Origin of the sequence: Hymenobacter sp., assembly GCF_036388155.1 — a bacterium.
In the GTDB taxonomy this organism is placed as follows: Bacteria; Bacteroidota; Bacteroidia; order Cytophagales; family Hymenobacteraceae; genus Hymenobacter.
The window spans coordinates 20,757-34,211 of record NZ_DASVSI010000152.1 but is presented as its reverse complement, the minus strand read 5'-3'; the positions used below and the strand labels follow the sequence as shown (position 1 = coordinate 34,211).

General features: G+C 61.2%; 13 protein-coding genes. 9 read left to right on the top strand and 4 right to left on the bottom strand.

The genetic code is table 11. The features are described from left to right. The 6 genes from VF629_RS22070 to VF629_RS22045 form a co-directional block, all read left to right on the top strand. A partial coding sequence (locus VF629_RS22070; RefSeq protein WP_331060672.1) for an amidohydrolase family protein occupies positions 1–348 on the top strand: 348 nt, incomplete at its 5' end. Between the two features lie 162 nt (positions 349–510). Beyond that, positions 511–960 (top strand): hypothetical protein, encoded by a 450-nt coding sequence (locus VF629_RS22065; RefSeq protein WP_331060671.1) that lies wholly within the window; start codon positions 511–513, stop codon positions 958–960. A 482-nt stretch (positions 961–1,442) separates the two neighbouring features. Next, on the top strand, positions 1,443–2,288 hold the full coding sequence (locus tag VF629_RS22060) for a hypothetical protein (protein WP_331060670.1): 846 nt from the start codon (positions 1,443–1,445) through the stop codon (positions 2,286–2,288). Positions 2,289–2,328: 40 nt separating this feature from the next. Further along, the gene (kynU, locus tag VF629_RS22055) at positions 2,329–3,645 is read left to right on the top strand and encodes a kynureninase (protein WP_331060669.1); all 1,317 of its coding nucleotides are present in this window, start codon (positions 2,329–2,331) and stop codon (positions 3,643–3,645) included. 102 nt (positions 3,646–3,747) lie between these two features. Further along, the gene (locus VF629_RS22050) at positions 3,748–4,437 is read left to right on the top strand and encodes a hypothetical protein (protein WP_331060668.1); all 690 of its coding nucleotides are present in this window, start codon (positions 3,748–3,750) and stop codon (positions 4,435–4,437) included. 73 nt (positions 4,438–4,510) lie between these two features. After that, positions 4,511–5,104, top strand: coding sequence for an alpha-ketoglutarate-dependent dioxygenase AlkB (locus VF629_RS22045; RefSeq protein ID WP_331060667.1), 594 nt, complete (start codon positions 4,511–4,513; stop codon positions 5,102–5,104). A 43-nt stretch (positions 5,105–5,147) separates the two neighbouring features. Here the strand turns inward: VF629_RS22045 and VF629_RS22040 are convergent, their stop codons facing one another. Together VF629_RS22040 and VF629_RS22035 are read right to left on the bottom strand one after the other, a co-directional pair. Then, positions 5,148–5,369 (bottom strand): hypothetical protein, encoded by a 222-nt coding sequence (locus VF629_RS22040; protein WP_331060666.1) that lies wholly within the window; start codon positions 5,367–5,369, stop codon positions 5,148–5,150. Between the two features lie 327 nt (positions 5,370–5,696). Then, positions 5,697–8,411, bottom strand: a complete 2,715-nt coding sequence (locus VF629_RS22035) for a TonB-dependent receptor (protein ID WP_331060665.1) — start codon at positions 8,409–8,411, stop codon at positions 5,697–5,699. 587 nt (positions 8,412–8,998) lie between these two features. Here VF629_RS22035 and VF629_RS22030 point away from each other — a divergent pair. Then, the gene (locus tag VF629_RS22030) at positions 8,999–10,375 is read left to right on the top strand and encodes an NAD(P)/FAD-dependent oxidoreductase (RefSeq protein ID WP_331060664.1); all 1,377 of its coding nucleotides are present in this window, start codon (positions 8,999–9,001) and stop codon (positions 10,373–10,375) included. A gap of 7 nt (positions 10,376–10,382) precedes the next feature. Here the strand turns inward: VF629_RS22030 and VF629_RS22025 are convergent, their stop codons facing one another. Next, positions 10,383–10,760, bottom strand: a complete 378-nt coding sequence (locus tag VF629_RS22025) for a hypothetical protein (RefSeq protein ID WP_331060663.1) — start codon at positions 10,758–10,760, stop codon at positions 10,383–10,385. Positions 10,761–10,991: 231 nt separating this feature from the next. Between VF629_RS22025 and VF629_RS22020 the strand changes: the two genes are divergently transcribed. After that, complete coding sequence (locus tag VF629_RS22020) at positions 10,992–11,699, top strand: LytTR family DNA-binding domain-containing protein (protein WP_331060662.1); 708 nt, start codon at positions 10,992–10,994, stop codon at positions 11,697–11,699. Between the two features lie 76 nt (positions 11,700–11,775). Here VF629_RS22020 and VF629_RS22015 read toward each other — a convergent pair whose 3' ends face one another. Further along, a complete protein-coding gene (locus VF629_RS22015) occupies positions 11,776–12,405 on the bottom strand; it encodes a hypothetical protein (protein WP_331060661.1) in 630 nt (209 codons plus the stop codon). Positions 12,406–12,943: 538 nt separating this feature from the next. Here VF629_RS22015 and VF629_RS22010 point away from each other — a divergent pair. Next, positions 12,944–13,414 (top strand): hypothetical protein, encoded by a 471-nt coding sequence (locus tag VF629_RS22010; RefSeq protein ID WP_331060660.1) that lies wholly within the window; start codon positions 12,944–12,946, stop codon positions 13,412–13,414. Positions 13,415–13,455: the final 41 nt, after the last annotated feature.

The following is a 13,455-nucleotide window of genomic DNA, read 5'->3' as shown; positions in this document are numbered from 1 at the left end:
GTGGCCCACGGCGGGGGCTCGTTTGCCAGCACCATAGGCCGCATTGAGCACGGCTGGCAGGTGCGGCCCGACCTCTGCGCCATCGACAACCCGCACAACCCGCGCAACTACTTGGGCAAGTTTTGGGTCGACTCGCTGGTGCACGACCCGTTGATGCTCGACTACTTGGTGAAGACCCTGGGCGCGGACAAAATCACGCTGGGCACCGATTATCCCTTTCCGCTGGGCGAGCTGCAGCCGGGCCAGCTCATCAAGTCCATGCCGTTTCCGGCCGACATCAAAGCCCAAATGCTGGGCCAGAACGCCCTGGACTGGCTGGGGGTATCGGGGCACTTATTCAAGCACTGACAATACCTGCCGAGCCGGCATTTATAATCAGCACATTCGTGCACTCACTTGCTACTTTCTCTGATGTTCAATGCTGTCTTGCGGTGTTTATTGAGTGGACTGATTGGATTCAGCATGCTGGGTGTGTTGAGTGGCTGCAGCTCTGCTGCTACCGAGCGCTGTGTGCTGCTGAATTCCGATTTTGAACAGTTCGAGGGGTGGGCAAATCCGCTGCCTCCTTTTCTGAGCACCGCGCAGGCACACTCCGGGCGTTATTCATACTACGTGGCCGATGGCGCCGAGTACGTGGCGCCCTATCATACCACCCTGGGGCGTTGCGCTTTTGTGCCTTCACGCTTGCGTCTGCGCGGGTGGGTGTACCTCACCAGTGGCCTCATCCGCTCGACCAAGCTGGTGGTAGAAATTCGGTGCCACGACCGCCGCCCCAACATCTGGCGGGCGCTGAATATTGATGCTGTGGTGCGGCGCTATCAAATGTGGGAACCCATCACCAAAACCATCCACTTACCCGCCGACCTGGACCCCACCGACGAAGTGCTGGTGTACGTGTGGTGTCCGGAGCGGGGCGCAGCTAAATATTTCGACGACCTAACGCTGGAAGGGTGGCGCTAACCGCTCTGAACCCGACTTTTTCTTCTCTGTTCCGTGAGTTTACTTACTGCCCCGGCTTCACTGGCAAGGCGTTACCCGGCCGTTCTTGCGGTGGGCGGCCACCTGTTGCTGCTGGCCGCGCTGACTTCTGCGCTGTATTGCTTCGGCATCATCCGATACTTGCCCAACGACGGCAACGTGGCCCGGTGGGACGTGTACTGGTACAACCTGATTCGCGAGCAAGGCTACTCATACTCCGAAACGGGCATGAGTTCGGCCGCGTTTTTCCCGCTGTTTCCCTACGCATGGCGGCTGTCCGGACTTGGGGCTTTCGGCATGGGGATGCTCAATCTCGGCTTGTTTGTAGCCGCCTTTGCCTGGCTGGCGCAGCAGTTGCGGCTGCCGCCACGCACGGTGCTGCTGCTGTTGTCCACCCCGCCGCTGCTGTTTATGGTTATCCCCTACACGGAGGCGCTTTTTTTCTGTGTGCCACGTTGGTCCTTGTGGGGTTGCACCGCGAGCGGCTGGGCTGGTGGATGCTGGGCCTGTTGGGCTGCGGTCTCACCCGCTCGGCCAGTGCCATGTTCACTCCGGCGCTGCTGTTCACGACGCTGCTGTGGGCCTCCCAACCGGGCCAGGCGCGCCGGGCATTGCGCTGGGGGGGCGCGGGACTGCTGGCCGTTGCCGGGTCGGTCGGAGCGGTGGCCTTTTTTCAATGGCTCCAAGTAGGCGAACCGTTTGCTTTCGTGAAAGCGCAGAAGTTTTGGGGGCGCGGACTGCAGTGGCCCCAGCTCCCGTTTTTCACGCCCTCGGGAATTAATATGCTGTGGCTCGACGCCTTGGGGCTGTGGCTGGGCGCTGCCTCCATTACGACCGGCCTCTGGCTGGGTGTACGGTGGCTGAAGCGCCGGCAGCATCCATTGCCCAATGTGCCGCCGGTGGTGCTGTTTGCCTTGGGCTACTGCATCAGCATTGCTTTGTTCATCGTGCTGTACCAAGCAGGGAGCATTTGGAATTTCAGCCGCTACCTATTTGCTACCCCGTTTTTTGTGGTGCTCGTGTGGCATTTGAATGCCCAGCCGGCGTGGCCGCGGCACTACTATTTTTACCTGCTGCTGGCCACGCTGGTGCTGTGGCAAACATTTGGGGCGTTTACCCTGGAGTTCGACAACTTCACATGGGGGCAAGCCCTGTGGTATTTTGGCTTGCTTAGTGCCTACTTGTTTGCTTACCTCATGCTGCGGCAGCTGCGCTGGCAGCGCGAAATCACCATGGTGCTCTACATGTTCAACCTGGTCATGCAGTTGCACCTGCTGGAATGTTTTCTGCAAGGCTATGTGGTGCAGTAGGACGGCCACGTCGCTGCTGATGCCATAACCTTTTGTTAGCATGCGCACCGGCTTTGCGCCGACCTTTGCGGCCATGACTTCCACGTTTACCCTTGCTACCGCGGCCGAGCTCGACGCCGCCGACCCACTAGCCGGTCTCCGCCAAGAATTTCATATCCCGGCCCGCCCCGATGGGCAGCCCTGCGCCTACTTATGCGGCAACTCACTCGGCCTGCAGCCCAAAGCGGCTCGTGCGGCCGTGGAGCAGGAATTTGAGGCCTGGGAGCGGCTGGGCGTGGAAGGCCACTTCCACGGCACCTCGCCCTGGATGCACTACCACGAAACGTTGACCGAGGCGTCGGCCCGCTTGGTGGGTGCCCGCCCGCTCGAAGTGGTAGTGATGAATAACCTGACCGTGAACCTGCACTTGCTGCTGGTGTCGTTTTATCAGCCCACGGCCACGCGCTACAAAATCTTGATGGAAGGCGGCGCCTTTCCGTCGGACCAATACGCCATCGAAAGCCAGGCCCGGCTGCACGGCCTCGACCCCGCCGAAGTCATTGTGGAACTGGTGCCCCGCCCCGGCGAACACACCCTGCGCACCCAAGACATCGAGGCCAAAATTCAGGAACTAGGCGAAACGCTGGCCACCGTCCTCATCGGGGGCGTGAACTACTACACCGGGCAGGCCTTCGACATGGCCGCCATCACGCGGGCGGGCCACGCGGTGGGCGCCTTGGTGGGGTTCGACCTGGCCCACGCGGCCGGCAACCTGGAAATGCACCTGCACGATTGGGACGTAGATTTTGCCTGCTGGTGTTCCTACAAGTACCTCAACTCGGGGCCGGGCGGCACCTCGGGCGTGTTTGTGCACGAGCGGTTTGCGCACCGGCCCGACTTGCTGCGCCTGGCCGGTTGGTGGGGCCACGACCCCGCCGACCGGTTCCAGATGAAGAAGGGCTTCCGGCCCATGCCCGGCGCCGCCGGCTGGCAGCTTTCCAACGCCCAAATTTTTCCCATGGCCATTCACCGCGCCAGCCTGGAGCTAGTGGACCGGGCCGGGGGCATGGCCGCCCTGCGGCGCAAGAGCGAGCAGCTCACCGCCGCCCTCGAAACCCTCATTCAGGACTTGGGCTTGCCCAAAGAGCAGTTGGAAATCATCACCCCCGCCGACCCGGCGCAGCGCGGCTGCCAGCTCTCGGTGCTGGTGCACCGGCGGGGCCGCGAGTTGTTCGACTACCTAGCCGCCCGGGGCATCATTGCCGACTGGCGCGAGCCCAACGTCATTCGCCTGGCACCCGTACCCTTGTATAATTCGTTTGAGGACGTGCACCGGGTAGGCGAAGCGCTGCGGCAATTTTTTTCAGTTAAAAGTTAAAAGTGAAGGGTTAAAACCGCTCTGGGTGGTGTTCTACGGCATCAACCCTTATGTTCGAAAACTCTCTTTTTACCTTTTTAACTTTTTACTTTTAACTCTCTCATGGAAGATTACGCCGCTAAGATGCTGCTCAAGACCGACGCGGCCCTGCGCGAATACGTGACCGGCCATGCCCAATACCGCGAAGCGGCCGTGCTGGCCGCCCTCGACGAGCTGCGCCGCCGGGGCCAGCCCGCTCCCGAAGAAGCCTCCCTGCGCCCCGCCCTAGAAGCCGCCGCGGCCGCCCACCGCAGCCACGAAGAAGCCGCCGATGCCGAGCGCCGCCAGGCCACTGCCACCGCCGCCGACCCTGACGTAGCCGACGACACCGGACCGGCGCTGTATTCTCCGGTCACCATCGTGCTGTTTTCGGTGCCATTCACCATGCTGGCCGGCGGCATCCTGCTGGGCCTGAACCTGTGGCGCCTAGACCGCAAGCGGGCCCTGCTGGGCTTGGTGCTCTTCATTGTGGCCTATTGCGTGGCCGGTGGCCTGGCCCTGAAATGGGCGTTGCCCCGCTACGGCTTAAGCCCCTGGTACGGCCCCATGTTCAACCTCCCGGCCATCCTGGCTTACGTGCTTTGGTTTTGGCCGCGGCACGTGGGCGTAACCAACTACCGCAGCCGGGGCTGGCTTGCGCCCTTGCTCATTTGCTTCGCGCTGGTGTTTGGGCTGCAAAAGCTGAACATCTACCTCATCGAGCAGCAGCCCAAAGAGGTGCGCCAGGAGCTGGAGCGCATGATGCCCCGCTAGCCCACCTTTGTGAGGGCACGTAGTTTCCGTGTCCTTCTTTCCAAACGCTGCCGTTGGCGGCATCCTCCCGCGCGTGTCCCTTTCTGCTCTGCTCCTGCCTCAAGCCGACCTGCGTTTCGACCCCGCCTTTTTGCCGGCCGACGAAGCCGCCACGCTGCTGGCGTTGCTCACGGCCGAGGTCGCCTGGGAACAACGCGCCATTCGCATGTTTGGGCAGGAGCTGCCGCAGCCGCGCCTGACGGCGTGGTACGGCGACCCTGCCGCGCGCTACACCTACTCGGGCCTGACTTGGGAGCCACGCCCCTGGACGCCGGCGCTGCACGCCTTGCGCCAACGCCTGGAAGCCGCCACCGGAGCCCGCTTCAACAGCGTGCTGCTGAATTTCTACCGCGACGGCCGCGACAGCATGGGCTGGCACGCCGACGACGAACCCGAGTTGGGGCCCGCTCCGGTCATTGCTTCGCTAAGCTTGGGGGCCACGCGCCGGTTTCGGCTGCGGCCCCGGCCCGGGCTGGGCCACCCACCGCAGGCCCTCGATTTGCCCAGTGGCAGCCTGCTCGTGATGGCGGGCCCCACCCAGCAGCACTGGCAGCACGCGCTGCCCAAAACCGCGCGCCCCGTAGGCCCGCGCCTGAACCTGACGTTTCGGTGGGTGGCTAGCGAATAAGCGTCACCTCCTGCCGTGCCAGCACGCACCAGCCAAGAGGGGCCTAAAAATGATAATGAATGTCGGGGTGGCCGTGAAGGCTTGGGCACATGCCAAACCCAATGACGTACCCGCCCATGCGCCGCGACGGAGCCAGTGGCAGCACGGGGAGGGAATGGCGCAAAGCGGGCTCCAGGGTTAGCCGGGTTTTGGCCGTGAGCTGCTTCTGGAACTTGGGAGGCAAACACAGGTGCTTGCGGCGGCGGACAAGGATAGTGGGAGCCATAATGCAGTAGATAAAGCAGATAAAAGCAAGTAGGCACCGTCGACAATGCGACGGCAAGCCAATTATTTACAACTAGTGTACCATGCCCCTCCGCTTACTTTCCTGCTCCCTACAGCCGCTGTTAATTCAAGAATATGTTGCACTTATTATCAGTACAATAGCGCTGAGCTGCGACGTCTGCCAGCCAATAAAAAAAGCCCCGGCAGTAAGAACGCCGAGGCTTTTTGGACAATTGGAATTCTAATTTTGAGAAAACCGCTATAAAAAAGGGAATACGGAACTTAACTCATCTGTACAGAAGTCTAATTCTTCCTATCTCCTATCTAATTACTTGATATCGAAGAGCAACCCGGCGTAAGCAATTCGGCCGATGCTGGGCGAGCCGTACACCTGCAGGTTGGGCGCGTCAAACAGGTTGCTGGCTCCCACTTGCAAGGTGGTGTGCAGGGCCTTGAGCGTGTAGCCTACCTGCACGTCCACGGTCTGGGCCACGGGCACGGTACCGGTAGCAAAAGTCGACTCGTACAGGAAGGCATCGACCCAGCGGTAGTTCAGGTTGTAGCTCAGCTGGCGGTCCAGGGCCTGGCCGTCGAAGCCGAGGTTGAACTTGTGGCGGGGCGTGTTGAAAAACGACTGCGTACCGGCTTTAAACTCCTTCGTGATAAGGTCGTTGTAGCTATAGTTGCCGCTCACGGTGAGGGCCGGCGCGAAAGCATAGTTCAACGTAAGGCCCGCGCCCTGGCTTTGCACGCGCTGGTCCACGTTGGCCGCCACCTGGATGACGCGCACACTGCTGCCAGGGAGGTTGGTGGTGGCGAGTTCGGCAGGGGCCGGCCGGGTGCCGTCGAGGCGGCCGACAAAGTTCTGAGTGGCAATGAAGTTGTTGAACGTGTTGAAGAAATAGTCCACGTCCACGTACAGCTTTTTGGCAAGCTGGGCCCGGTAGCCGGCTTCGTAGCTATTCACTTCTTCGAGCTTCAGCCGGTCGGCGCGATAGAAATTGTTGGCATCCGCCGGCGAAGCGCCTTTCAGCACCGTCAAGGAGTAGCCATCGAAGCCCTTGCCCACGTTGCCCAGCAACACGGCGCGGCTGATGTCCAGCCGGATGTACTGCTGGTCCTGGCTGGGCGACCGGAAGGCGCGGCCGTAGCTGAGGCGGAAGTTCTGAAGCTTGTCTGCCCCCAGCGAGTACACTGCCGAGGCACGGGGCGAAAACGCGGTGCCAAAGTTCTGGAAGCGGTCGACGCGGCCGGCGGCAGCCAGCTTCAGGTGGTCGTCGAGCAGCGACTTGCTGGCCTGGGCATAGGCGCCGTATTCGTAGTTGCGGATGCGGTCGCCGTCGCGGGTGTCGGCGAAGATGCTGCCGTCGGAGCCCAGCAGAAACTGGCGGTAGGCCCCGCCCACGGTCAGGTCGGCGAAGGAGTTTTTGAAATTGTACTGCGCGCTGCCTTCGTTCAGAATGGAGCGGATGACGAGCCGGGCGCCTTTGCCGGGCGTCGGGTCGTGGATAATCTGGTTGCGGGCGGCGTTGAATTCGGGGCTGCCAGGCTGCAGCAGCGGCGCCCGGATGCCAGCCGAGTCGCGTGCGGTGAGGGCCGCGAAGTCGGCATTGCCCCCGCTGCGGCGGAAGGCCCGGTTATACACGCCGGCGTAGGCGTTAAAGTAGCGTTCGGCGTAGTTCACCGGCCGTCCCAACGCGGGGTCCATGGGCGCGCCAGCCACCGGCTGGGCCTGCAGGAAGCCGCCCAGAAAGCCCAGGTTGTAGGAGCCGTCGGACTGCGGGTCGCGCCGGCCCGAAAAATCCTGCGTGCTGAAAGCTCGCACCACCCAGTTTTGGCCTTCCAGCTGGGCCCGCATCTGCTGCGCGCCGCTGTTGACGAAGCGGTAGCGGCTGGCGGCCTGGTAGGTGGTGGTGGCATTGGCGTAGCGGTAGTCGAGGGTGGCTTTGACGCGGCTGCTGAGCAGGTACGACACGCTGGGCGCGATTTTGTACGAGTGCGACTTGTCGTCCCCGGCCACCAGTTGCCGCTCCGTGTAGCCGGGCAAAAACACGGTTTTTCCGGCCAGGGCGCCGGCCGCCGCAGTGTAAGCGAAGCCGAGGTCGCCGTAGCGGCTCACCGCGTCGTAGCCCAAATTAGAACCGGCGGGGTTGTTGGCTGGCTCAATCAGCTGCGAAGTCGCGTCCTCGTTGTCGGCCAGGAAGTCGTTGGCCACCACAGCCCCGCCCGAAATTTTGAAGGCCAACCGCTCGCCGATTTTTACGGCGTAGCGCAGTTGGCCGTCCAGCAGGTCGCGGGTGCCGCCGCGCAGCCGCACCGTCAGGCCGGGGTCTTGGAACGGGTCTTTGGAGTTGGTGAGCAGCACGCCGTTGAAGGCGTTGGCGCCGTAGAGGGCCGAGGCTGGGCCGTGCACGATTTCCACGCTGGCTACGTCGAGCACCGGCGCGCCCAGCATGTTCCCGAAATTAGTGCTCAGGCTGGGCAGCTGCGTGTCCATGTAGTCGGCCAACTGGATGACCCGGTCCGAGCGCGAGGAATTGAAGCCCCGGGTGCTGAAGCTGGTGGTGAGCAAGCTGGAGCTGCTCACGTCGATGCCCTTGAAGCGGCCCAGGCCGGCCACTAGGTCCGGCGTGGTAATTTGCTCGACTTGGCGCTGGTTGAGCTTTTCCACCGTTACCGGCACTTGGCCAATGCTTTCCTCCACACGCGAAGCCGCTACCACCACTTGGTCGAGCATGGCGCTGGGGCGAAGCGTGACGATGAGAGCAGCATCGGGCTCGGTCAGGGTGAGCTCCTGGGTTTCGTACCCCACAAACGAAACGGATAACACCAGCGGGCCCTTAGAAAAGTCCGATTTCAAATCGAACTGCCCTTCCTCGTTGGTGCCGCTGCCGGCAAAGGTGCCCTTCACAAAAACGGTGGCGCCAGGCAGCGGCATGCCGGCTTCGGTCTGAACCGTGCCGCTAATGGACGTAGTGGTCTGTGCTTGGCTACCCAGAGCGAGCAACAGGCATAAAATAAAACTAATGTAAAATTGACGCATATTGGGAAAGTTAAAAAAGCGGATTACAAATCTACCACCTTTTTCCCATATGTATCGAAGTAGCATTTTATATTATATGGTGTGCTACCATCACAAAATGCATGACGGACAACGCATTAATATCTTATATCTGGATGCCCTAAAAGTTGAGGGTCGCCTTCCTCGCTCACAATGAACTCCCCAATGTGCAAAATAACGGTGTTTGGTAACGTCGGGGCTTCCGATGCCACAACCACCTTCGCCGTGCGTCGCCAGGCGGCTTTGCTGGGCGCGCCGAGCTCGGCCGTTGCCAAGGCCGGCACAACCAACACAGCAGGGCGAAAAGTAGAACGACGGCGCCAGCGAATGTAGCCAACCCGCTTATAGCGGAATCGAAAATGAGTCATAGTGAAAAGTAGTTTTGTTCTACTCATTCAAAGGTCCGGCCACGATTGGCTCATCTGTAGAAATTCCGTTTAAGCAAGACCAATTCACGATGAGCCCGGTTACTTAGCCGGCGAATCTATTTCCAGCTACTTCCCAGGCGTTCGGCACGTAGTAGCTTAGCCGCCTCCCCTCGTTCTTGCCCCTTGTCACTCGCCTAGTTTATGCCTTCAAATATTACCCCAATGCCCGCCGCCGAGCCCCTCACCGTGATGGGAGCCGGCCTAGTGGGCTCCTTGCTATCCTTGTATCTGGCGCGGCGCGGCCATCCGGTGCAAGTCTTTGAGCGGCGCGCCGACCCGCGGCGGGCGGGCTTTCAGGAGGGCCGCTCCATCAACCTGGCGCTGTCGGACCGCGGCTGGCGTGCCCTGGAGGGCGTGGGCGTGGCCGATGACATCCGCCAGGTGGGCATCCCGATGACGGGCCGGGTGATGCACGACGCGCAAGGCAACCTCACCCGTCAGCCCTATGGCCAAGACGGGCAGGCCATTTACTCCGTCAACCGCGGCCACCTCAACCGCCGCCTGCTCGACCTGGCCGAAGCCCAGCCCAACGTGCGGCTGCAGTTCGGCCAGCAGTGCCTGCACATCGACCTGAAAAAGCAGGAGCTGCACCTGCTCGACACCGCCACTCAGCAGGAGCACACCGAGCCTTACACCCGCCTTTTTGGTACCGACGGGGCGTTTTCGGCGGTGCGTGGCGCCCTGCAGAAAACCGACCGCTACGACTACTCGCAGGACTACCTCGAATACGGCTACAAGGAGCTCACCATTGCGGCCGGGCCCGGCGGCGCGTGGCCGTTAGAGAAAAACGCCCTGCACATCTGGCCCCGCGGGCAGTACCTGATGATTGCCCTGCCCAACCTCGACGGCTCGTTCAACTGCACGCTGTTTTTCCCGTTTGAAGGCCCCGAAAGCTTCGCTGTGCTGCAAACCCCGGCCGACGTCAGCGCTTTTTTCGAGCGGGTATTTCCCGACGCCGTGCCGCTGATGCCGGAGCTGGTGCAGGAGTTTTTCGAGCACCCCACGGGCTCGCTGGTCACCATCAAGTGCTTTCCGTGGAAGTACGACGACGACGTGCTGCTCCTCGGCGACGCCTCGCACGCCATCGTGCCCTTTTATGGCCAGGGCATGAACGCCGGCTTCGAAGACTGCAGCGTGCTCAACGACTTGCTCGACCAGCACGGCGACCACGCCTGGCCCACCGTCTTCGCCGAGTTCCAAGCCCAGCGCAAGCCCAATGCCGACGCCATGGCCGACCTCGCGCTTTACAATTTCACCGAAATGCGCGACCGGGTGGCCGACCCGCGGTTTCTGCTGCAAAAGAAGGTTGAAGCCAAAATCGCGGCCCAGTTTCCGGGCCGCTGGACGCCGCTTTACGCACAAGTCACGTTTTCGCACACGCCCTACGCCGAGGCTTGGGCCGCGGGCCAGCGCCAAGACGCCATCATGGCCCGGCTGATGCCCCACATTCAAAGCGAGGCCGACTTTGACCAACCCGCCGTGCAAGCCTTGGTGCAGCAGGAAATGACGCGCCAGTAGCGCCGGCTCAGCGCGTGGCCACCTCGGTGCCGTCGAGGGGCAGCGCCGTGTCCGTCAGGCGCAGGCGCAGGGCCGCGTAGGTTTGCAGCTGGCTGGTGGCCAGCACCCGGCGCACGGCCTGGCGGTACGCTTGCTGGGCGGCGGCGGCATCGGCCGGGGTGGCGGCCAGCACCAGCGCCTGGCACTCGGCCAGGGTGTAGGCTTCCACGGCGTGCTGCTGGGCGTTGTTGAGCACCAGGGCGTCGGCTAGAAAGGACGCGATGCGGTGGGCCTGACGCACTTGCGCCGAAAAACTTGGGGCAGCGGCTTCGTTTCGGGCTTCCGTGGCGGCGGTGGTCTGGGGTTTGGGCCGGAATTTGGCCTGCGCCGCAGAAACGCTCAGCATCAACAATGCAATAAAAAACCGGTTTACCATTTTGCAGCAAGGAATCAGAAGCTTCAACTAACTCTGAAGCTTCAATTTGTGAAGTATATACTAGCCAAATTTATATATTTTTTGACCCCAAAAATCCAGTAGAACCGCCGCCGTCGCTATATGCCCGGCGAGTGGTTACTTTATACCGCCGAACGACTTTCCTTTCCGTCGGTGCCTTTCTGCCTCTTCCTTCCCCGCTCTATGTTGACATGCGCTATCATTGATGACGATGAAATCAATCGTCTCACCCTCGAACATTACGTCGAGTTAACTCCCAACCTAAAACTGGAAGCTTCGCTGGCCGATGGCATTGCCGGACTGACCTTTTTCCGCGAAGGCAACCGGGTCGACGTGCTGTTTCTGGACATTGAAATGCCTCACCTCACGGGGTTGGAGCTCCTGCGCGTCCTCGCCGACCCGCCGGAAGTCATCATCACCACCGCCCGGCAGGATTTTGCCGTCGATGCCTTCGAGCTGCGCGTGACGGATTACTTGGTCAAGCCCTTCGATTTTGCCCGCTTCACGCAAGCCGTGCAACGGGTGAAACCCCGTTTACAGGCCGCGCCCGCTGCCACCGCCGAAACGCCCGCCAACGCCGACTTGTTTGTGAAAGTAAACAGCCGCATGGTGCGCATCAATTTCGACGAAGTGCTGTACGTAGAAGCCCTGTCCGACTACGTCAACATCGTCACGGCCAAGCACAAGTACATCGTGTACACCACGCTCAAGGCCTTGGAAGCCCGGTTGGCGTCGTTTCCTCACTTCATTCGGGTGCATCGGAGCTATTTGCTCAACACGCAGCACATCGAGTCCATTGAGGACAACACGGCCAACCTGCGCGGCGGTCATTTCGTGCCCATCGGCAAGTCGTATCAGGAAGGGTTCTACAAGGGCCTGCAGCGCATTTAAGTAGCTGGCCATAAGCAGCAAGGCGCCGCATTTTGTACAGAATTTCTTAAAACCGCTTGCTGCTTGATTCTTTCTACTAACCGCTCATTCCGCTTTCCTCCCCGGCGACGTCCGTGACCTGGGCATACACGGGCAGGCCGTAGAACGGCCGCAGCAGGCGCACCACGTCGAGCGCATCGGCGAGGGCCTCGTGGGCCACTTCCCGGTCGGCGAAGCGGGCGCGGGCTTTGCAGATGCTCATGCTGGGCAGGCGCGAATCTTTGCGCCAGTTGAGGTAGAACGCGGCGGGGTCGAGCATGGCGGGGTCGGCGCGCACGAGGCTGCCCCAGCCGGGCAGTTCCTGCAGAAAGCCCAGGTCGTAGGAGGCAATGTTTTTGCCGGCCATGGTCACGGCCACGCAGCCCTTGTCGTTGGGCCGAAACCCCTGGGCTTCCAGGAAAACGCGCAGCTGGGGCAGCAGCTCGTCGGGGGCGCAGAGCTCGGGGTTGGGCGCTTTCTGGGCCAGCTCTGCCAGCAGGCGGGCGTTGAGGGCCAGGGCGCCCGCCGTGCCCACGTACTCGGGGTGGCGCACCACGCGCCGGAAAGCGGGCAGCTCGGCCAGCGGCAGCGGGCGGCGGCTGTCTTCTACCACGGCGGCCAGCTCCAGCACTTGGTGGCGGCGCGGGTTGGGCCCGGAGGTTTCGAGGTCGAGGGAAACGTAGCGCATGCTTTGTGTACGGTAAAGCCAGGTGAAGCGCGAATGCTGCCAACAAATTACGGCTTCGCCTCAAGCGCTTGGCCGCCACCTGGCGGCCGTAGTGGCTGGCGGTGATTCTGCGGTATGCTCCTGCTCGCGGGAGTTAAGTACGACCTCAGGTTATGACTAAAGTGATTCCTCAAAAGAATAAAATTCAATATCGATTGTGTATGGCGCACAGGAGGTAGATTAGCATACGGTTATCTTTCTCTCCTACCAAACATCTATGAAAGCACTACGCGCTAGCCCTTCCCTACTGGTGTGCCTATTGGCCATTAGCCAGCATGCTTTCTGTCAGTTGGCCCCCCCCGAAGGAGACGTTGCCTCGTCTGTTCCCGCCGCTCACAAGGTCTACGCAGAGGCTTTCCCGATACATCCGCAGCTTTACAACGGTCCGGAATACATAGACTACGCCAAGCCGTACCATATACAGACAGGGCATCAGTTTTTTCTATCCTCCGAAAAGCAACCCGGCAGCGTTTTTTACAACGGACACGCTTTTGCCAACGTGCAATTGCTGTATGACGTGGTGCTGGACCAAGTGGTGCTCTCGCCGCCCCAAAGCCCACTGACCCTGCGCCTGGTCAACGAAAACGTTCGGGAGTTCTCTGTCAATCGGCACCGCTTCACGCGCCTGGTGGCCGACAGCTCGAACAAGAGCGTCATTCGAACCGGTTTTTACGAGGTGCTCCTCGATAGCACGGTGCAGGTGCTGGCCAAGCGCACCAAACGCATGCAGGAGCATTTGCTGCAAAGCTATATTGATGTGGAGTTTACGACCGAAGACGAGCTTTTCGTCAAGAAAGCCGGGCTTTGCTACTCGGTTCGCCGAAAAGCGGCGGCCATGCGCTTGTTTTCGGACCGCAGCAAAGAGATGCAGGACTATTTGAAAAGACACCCGCTGTCCTTCAAGAAAGCTGCATTTGAAAACTCCTTGGTTCAGCTGGCCAGCTATTACAGCAGCTTGCCGCCGCGCTGATTGTAGGCTCGCCCGTCTGCACCCAACTGCCCATTTGCTAT

What these genes read in the sequence shown, in the direction of transcription:
- VF629_RS22015 (WP_331060661.1), bottom strand. Translation starts at nt 12,405, where the DNA reads ATGCGCTACGTTTCCCTCGACCTCGAAACCTCCGGGCCCAACCCGCGC.
- VF629_RS22035 (WP_331060665.1), bottom strand. Translation starts at nt 8,411, where the DNA reads ATGCGTCAATTTTACATTAGTTTTATTTTATGCCTGTTGCTCGCTCTG.
- kynU (WP_331060669.1), top strand. Translation starts at nt 2,329, where the DNA reads ATGCGCACCGGCTTTGCGCCGACCTTTGCGGCCATGACTTCCACGTTT.
- VF629_RS22025 (WP_331060663.1), bottom strand. Translation starts at nt 10,760, where the DNA reads ATGCTGAGCGTTTCTGCGGCGCAGGCCAAATTCCGGCCCAAACCCCAG.
- VF629_RS22030 (WP_331060664.1), top strand. Translation starts at nt 8,999, where the DNA reads ATGCCTTCAAATATTACCCCAATGCCCGCCGCCGAGCCCCTCACCGTG.
- VF629_RS22040 (WP_331060666.1), bottom strand. Translation starts at nt 5,369, where the DNA reads ATGGCTCCCACTATCCTTGTCCGCCGCCGCAAGCACCTGTGTTTGCCT.
- VF629_RS22050 (WP_331060668.1), top strand. Translation starts at nt 3,748, where the DNA reads ATGGAAGATTACGCCGCTAAGATGCTGCTCAAGACCGACGCGGCCCTG.
- VF629_RS22020 (WP_331060662.1), top strand. Translation starts at nt 10,992, where the DNA reads ATGTTGACATGCGCTATCATTGATGACGATGAAATCAATCGTCTCACC.